The sequence below is a fragment of the Microcoleus sp. S13_C3 genome (assembly GCF_036700905.1).
Lineage (GTDB): Bacteria > Cyanobacteriota > Cyanobacteriia > Cyanobacteriales > Microcoleaceae > Microcoleus.
This window is the reverse complement of sequence record NZ_JAUBPT010000264.1, coordinates 1-6,381: the sequence shown is the minus strand read 5'-3', so window position 1 is coordinate 6,381 and position 6,381 is coordinate 1. Positions and strand designations below refer to the sequence as shown.

Annotated in this window: 5 protein-coding genes; 4 read left to right on the top strand and 1 reads right to left on the bottom strand. The window is 45.5% G+C overall.

Features of this window, described 5'->3' with window-relative positions:
* Positions 1 to 186, top strand: a 186-nt coding sequence (locus QUA16_RS35180; protein ID WP_333181742.1) for a hypothetical protein, incomplete at its 5' end; no start/stop codon positions are given.
* A 77-nt stretch (positions 187 to 263) separates the two neighbouring features.
* Here QUA16_RS35180 and QUA16_RS35175 read toward each other — a convergent pair.
* Positions 264 to 386, bottom strand: coding sequence for a hypothetical protein (locus QUA16_RS35175; RefSeq protein ID WP_333109292.1), 123 nt, complete (start codon positions 384 to 386; stop codon positions 264 to 266).
* Between the two features lie 89 nt (positions 387 to 475).
* Between QUA16_RS35175 and QUA16_RS35170 the strand changes: the two genes are divergently transcribed.
* From QUA16_RS35170 to QUA16_RS35160, 3 genes are all read left to right on the top strand, one after another.
* A complete protein-coding gene (locus tag QUA16_RS35170; RefSeq protein WP_333109296.1) occupies positions 476 to 1,747 on the top strand; it encodes an FAD-dependent hydroxylase in 1,272 nt (423 codons plus the stop codon).
* A 338-nt stretch (positions 1,748 to 2,085) separates the two neighbouring features.
* Positions 2,086 to 2,763 (top strand): DNA-binding response regulator, encoded by a 678-nt coding sequence (locus QUA16_RS35165; protein WP_333109297.1) that lies wholly within the window; start codon positions 2,086 to 2,088, stop codon positions 2,761 to 2,763.
* A gap of 80 nt (positions 2,764 to 2,843) precedes the next feature.
* Positions 2,844 to 6,167, top strand: coding sequence for a CHAT domain-containing tetratricopeptide repeat protein (locus tag QUA16_RS35160; RefSeq protein WP_333109298.1), 3,324 nt, complete (start codon positions 2,844 to 2,846; stop codon positions 6,165 to 6,167).
* Positions 6,168 to 6,381: the final 214 nt, after the last annotated feature.

The following is a 6,381-nucleotide window of genomic DNA, read 5'->3' as shown; positions in this document are numbered from 1 at the left end:
TGTTCCATACTTAGAAAGGAGACGACAATTATTTATCAATACACTGTTTGGTTATTTTGTCAATGCGTAAGTCCTAAATTATATCATTCCGAAGCTAGCGGATTTGATATAACCGGGCGGTTGGAAACCGCGTCTACACAAACGATGTCCGCCTCCGCGGACGAAGAAATATCGAATTTGAGATAAATGTGCGATGGCTTACGCCCCGCTACGCTACGACTCTTCAACCCGCGGAGGCGGGTTTTGTCTGTGTAGACGCGGTTTCAACCGCCGGGGTTTTTGGGTTGATGGCCGATGGGATTTTTGGGTTGATGGGCGATCGAATTTGAGAGAAATGTGCGATGGGATTTGATATCATTCCGGCACAGCCAGAATTGATATGACATAAGCTCTGCCTCAAGATCGCCCAAAACCGCAATAATTCTTTACAATAAAATAGTAAATATGATTATTCACTTAAATAAATCCCTTGAAAATGCCTGTAAACCAACTTTCTCCAACAACAGCCTCCACGGAAACACCGACACTCGACTTTGATATAGCCATCGTCGGAGGCGGCATAGTTGGGGCCACCTTAGCCAGCGCCTTAAAAGATTCTGGATTAAAAATCGCTATAATTGAAACCCAAATCCCCGCAGCAGCAGCAGCCAAAAAACAAGCCTATGCAATCACCCTGCTATCAGGAATGATCTTAGAAGGTATCGGCGTGTGGCAGCAAATCTTGCCGCAAATCACCACCTTCGAGCAAATTAGCCTTTGCGACGGCGACTATCCCGGTGTCGTCGAATTCCACCGCCCAGATTTGGGAAATACTGGCAAATTGCCCGTACCAAAAGCAGCTTTAGGTTACGTTGGCGAGCACGGAGTCATGCTGTCAGCTTTGCAAGAATCTTTGGCAAAAAACCCTAATTTTAGTTGGGTTTGTCCGGCGGAAGTAGTCGAGGTAAAATATTTAACCGATTGCGCTGAAATAGCAGTCAAACAACACGGCGAAACCCGCACAATTCGCACCAAATTATTAGTCGCAGCCGACGGTTCGCGATCGCGCATCCGCACCGAAGCCAACATCAGCACTCGCGGCTGGAAATACTGGCAATCCTGCGTTGCTATCACTATTAAAGCAGAAAAACCGCACAATGATATCGCTTTTGAGCGCTTTTGGCCGAGCGGCCCGATGGGAGTCTTACCATTACCTGGGAACCGTTGTCAAGTAGTTTGGACAGCACCCCACGCGGAAGCAAAAGCTTTGCAACAAATGGATGAAACAGAGTTTTTGACTTTGTTGGAACAGCGCACGGGCGGGCTTTTAGGGCGTTTGGAATTGGAGAGCGATCGCTTTTTGTTTCCCGTGCAGTTAATGCAGAGCGATCGCTACGTTTTGCCCAGATTAGCACTAATTGGCGACGCGGCCCACTGCTGCCATCCCGTGGGCGGCCAGGGATTAAATATGGGCATTCGAGACGCTGGGGCGATCGCCCAAATCTTGCAGCAAGCGCACCAAAAAGGCGAAGACATCGGCGACTTGCGAGTATTGAAACGGTATCACAACTGGCGCAAAAAAGAGAATTTAATCGTGTTAGGATTTACCGATTTTCTAGACAGATTATTTTCTAATACTTGGCTGCCAATTGTAGCATTTCGCCGCTTTGGATTGTGGTGTTTGCGGACAATTCCCCCAGTGAGGTTTTTAGCCTTGCGCTTGATGACAGGCTTGATGGGGCGGCCGCCGGAATTAGCGCAAAATTAGAAGAAACCAGGTTTTTTCTAATTTTGCTGGCACTCTAGCGGTGTTGCCATAACCGCCAGGGGTTGAAACCCCTGGCTAATAGCGAAAGTCGGTTGAAACCGACTGACAAGCTGAGATAAAAATGAAAAACTCTTGAGTCCTCTTCAGAGGACTTTCGCTATGAGACAGGGGTTTCAACCCCTGGCGGACTATCGGGCTAACCGAGGTTTCTCGCCACTCGCACCATCAAAGAAACCGGGTTTTTTCCTCAATCTTTGCAATGTTACGAAGTTGGTCGCAAAAACGCGGTACAATGATCTACTCAGCTCAAATCCAGCCCTGACGGCAATAGAAAAACTATGCAACCCGAACAAGAACAAGAAATTCTCAACCTGCGCGATCGCCAATTAACGCCCAAACAAATTGCCCGAAAGTTAGGATTGAAAGCGTCCGAAGTCAGTACATTTCTTCAATCTCATGCAGAACAAACAGCCCTCGCTAGCGCCGAAAAAGGAGAGTTATTGCCCGTTGCTCAATGTCTCGTGGATGTAAATTTTGCGAAGGTATTGTTGGGGAATGAAACCTCTGAAACGAGCGGTTTGGGTTTAGTGGTTGTTACCCGTTCCAAGGGATACAATCGTTTTGTTACAGCCTCTTATTTGATCGACTACTGGTGTTTGGGAGTCAAGGATACCATCCCGCCACGTAACTGCAACGATAGCCAATATAAAAATTTCGTTCAGCTTTGTTACTCGCAGTTTATGCAAGAGTACGAGGAGATTAGTTTAGAGCAAGCACAAGCCCTGGTTTGGGGTGCGATCGCTTATGCCAAAACATTAGGCTTTGAACCGCATCGCGATTTCGAGGAGTCGAAGGCTCATTTAGGAAAATCAACCAGCGAAATCGGCTTGAAATTCGGTCGCAATGGAAAACCTTGTTATATTGAAGGGCCTCACGATAATACAAGGAAAATTATCAATACGCTTAAAAACTCTGTGGGAGACGGTAATTTCGATTACTTGTTCGGGATGGGGTAGAAATTGATACGGGGGAGCGTCAACCGCCAAACCACCAATCATGGTAAAATAAACATCGGTGTTACTGACAACTCCCCACAATGGATGAAACCCGCACCCAAGTTTATCTGCAATTGATTGAGACACTCCTGACTTGTCCCAAAGGTGAGGAACCGCAGATTTTACAGGCTAACTTAGAATTGCTAGATTCGGGGTTTCTGCAAGTTTGCGAGATAGTAGCAGAAAACCTGGCAGAGGAAGGACAGGAAAATCACGCTAATTTTTTACGGAATTTTGCCAGTCAGATAGGGCAATTATTGGGTACGAACGATGACGGAGAGCGCGATCACTGTGAAATTGAAAATTCACAAGAGTATGAAAACTTTATCCTAGAATTATTGCAAGCCGAACCTAGCAGTAGCAATATTAAAGTAATTTACTCCATTCTCCGTAAACGGCAACATCTCCTCAATGCTAATTTTGCCGAAATTTTACAGGAAGTGGCTGAGAATTTAATTGCCAAACATCCAGAAGCAATTGAGTTAATTCTCCGTGACAGCGGAAATTTAAGTATTCATATTAGTAACTTTCCCGGTGGGAAGAGAACAAATAATATTGAAATAGCAATTACTGGTTATCAAATAGTTTTAAATAATCGGGAACCGGGGAGCGAAAAGTTTGCTCAAACTCAAAATAACCTAGCTGCTGCGTATACTCACAGAATCAAAGGTTCGCGGGCGGATAATCTGGAACGGGCGATCGGCTTCTTTCAGGCTGCTTTAACAGTTCTTACCCGTGAGGATTTCCCTGAACAATGGGCAGCGACTCAACATAACCTAGCTAATGCGTATACTCACAGAATCAAAGGTTCGCGGGCGGATAATCTGGAACGGGCGATCGAGTTTTATGAGGCTGCTTTAACAGTTTATACCTTTGCGGATTTTCGCGAAAAATGGGCAATGACTCAAAATAATCTAGGTAATGCCTACAGAAACAGAATCAACGGTTCGCGGGCGGATAATTTGGAGCGGGCGATCGGCTTCTTTCAGGCTACTTTAACAGTTTATAACCTTGAGGATTTCCCAGCAGATTGGGCAATAACTCAAAATAACCTAGGTAATGCCTACAGCGACAGAATCAAGGGTTCGCGGGCGGATAATCTGGAACGGGCGATCGGCTTTTTTGAGGGTGCTTTAACAGTTCGTACCTTTGAGGAGTTCCCTGAACAATGGGCCGATACTCAAAATAATTTAGCTATGACCTACAGTGACAGAATCAAGGGTTCGCGGGCGGATAATCTGGAACGGGCGATCGGCTTTTTTGAGGGTGCTTTAACAGTTCGTACCTTTGAGGATTTCCCTGAAAAATGGGCAATGACTCAAAACAACCTAGGTAATGCCTACAGTGACACAATCAAAGGTTCGCGGGCGGATAATCTGGAGAGGGCGATTGAGTTTTATGAGGCTGCTTTAACAGTTCGTACCCGTGAGGATTTCCCCGAAGATTGGGCAATGACTCAAAATAACTTAGCTATGACCTACAGTGACAGAATCAGCGGTTCCGAGGCCGAAAATCTGGAACGGGCGATCCTTTGTTACCGAGATGCACTTTCAATTCGTACCCGCGAAGCTTTCCCACAAAATCATGCAAAAACTTTGTTTAATTTAGGTAATCTTTACCGAAGTAACCAGCAATGGCAACTAGCCTATGATACCTATGCCCCAGCGATTGAAACAGTAGAATTTTTACGGGGCGAGATTCAATCTGGGGATGAAACCAAACAGAAATTAGCCGAAGAATGGAATCAACTCTATCTGGGCATGGTAGAAGTTTGCATCGAACTGCAACGCTACACCGAAGCTGTGGAATATGCCGAACGCAGCAAAGCCCGCAACCTTGTAGAACTCTTTGCCAACCGTGACATCAAACCTAAAGGCAATATCCCCGAAACTGTTCTCAACGAATTGTCGCGCCTCCGTCGAGAAATTGAGGCCGAACAGCGACAACTGGACATCCAACAGATAAACCGTAACAGTAATGGTGGCAGAATATTGGGAGAACGCAGCCTCAAAAGCGACAGCCTAACCACTAGCCGCGATTCTACTCATCTCACCAAATTGCGTAAACAACTAGATGAATTGATTGCTCATGAAATTACATCAATTGATCCTAATTTTAGCCTAACCCAAAAAGTTAAGCCCATCCTCTACAAAGACATTCAAACTCTGACAGGTGAAAACACCACTATTCTTGAGTGGTACATCATAGGCGATAAATTTCTAACTTTCATCATCACCCCGCAATCGCCAACACCAATAATCTGGCAATCTTCAACAGCAGACTTTCAAGCCTTGGTAAATTGGGATAACGAGTATCGGAAAGAGTACAAAGAGATAAAACCCCAATGGAAGCAAAAACTAGCCTCCCGCCTCCAAAACCTAGCTGAGATTTTGCATCTTGATGAGATTTTAAAGAATATTCCGAAACCGTGCGATCGACTGATTTTAATTCCCCATCGCTTCCTGCATCTTTTCCCCCTTCATGCGTTGCCAATCTCCCACGAAACGGATTTTGAAAGCGGATGCACCGATGAAATCGATTCTTCTATCACTGTATCCCTGTCCAAATCCGAATCGTGCCTTCTCGACTTATTCCCTGGTGGAGTCAGCTATGCCCCTAGTTGCCAACTACTGCAACAGGCGAAACAGCGACAACGCCCTAATTTCTCTCACCTATTTGCTATTGCCAATCCTACCAAAGACCGCTACTTACTTGAACTGCAAGCCGCTAACATCCGTCACAAATTCAAGTCTAATGATTTCTTGGCAAAAGATGATGCTAATAAGAACGCAATTCTAAACGCGAAACTCAGCTTTGCCAACTGCGCCCATTTCGGTTGTCACGGCAAGTTCGAGCCTGACTCGCCTTTGGAATCATCCCTGGTATTCGCCAATAAAGAACGTTTGACACTGTTGGAAATCTTTAATCTTGACCTAAATCAATGTCGTCTTGTCACTCTCTCCGCCTGCGAAACTGGATTGACAGAATCCAGAACCAGCGATGAATATATCGGCTTACCTTTCGGATTTCTCTTAGCAGGTAGCCCTAGCATGGTAAGTACCCTTTGGAAAGTGGATGAACTCGCCAGCACTTTGTTACTGATTCGGTTCTATGAAAACCTAGAAACTCTATCAACGGTTACTGCTCTCAATGAGGCACAACAATGGCTGCGGAATCTGACCTCAGAGGGGCTTGAAGCATTATTAAAATGCCTCAAACCGCAAATCGATCGAACATTTAAACTGTTGCCCAAAAAAGAACGCACACGCTTTGTTAATGCTCCTCTGGATGGCGCACTGAACCGGAAGCCGTTTCCTTTTGCTGAACCTCATTACTGGGCTGGCTTCACTGCGATCGGCGTTTAGCAATCCCCTGACAAAAATTGTCCAAATTTTTCGTGCTTATGTAAATAAGTACCAGTGTTAATGGTACTCCTGGGTAAACGCCAGCAGTTATTAGCGAACCCAATGCAACAGCAAAACCTTGACTCAATACGTCTTTAAACTGTAGTTTAGACTAGCCAAAGATGAGAACGGTGGCAAAAGAAGAACTAGAGCCACCGCGCCGGGAGAGAATGAG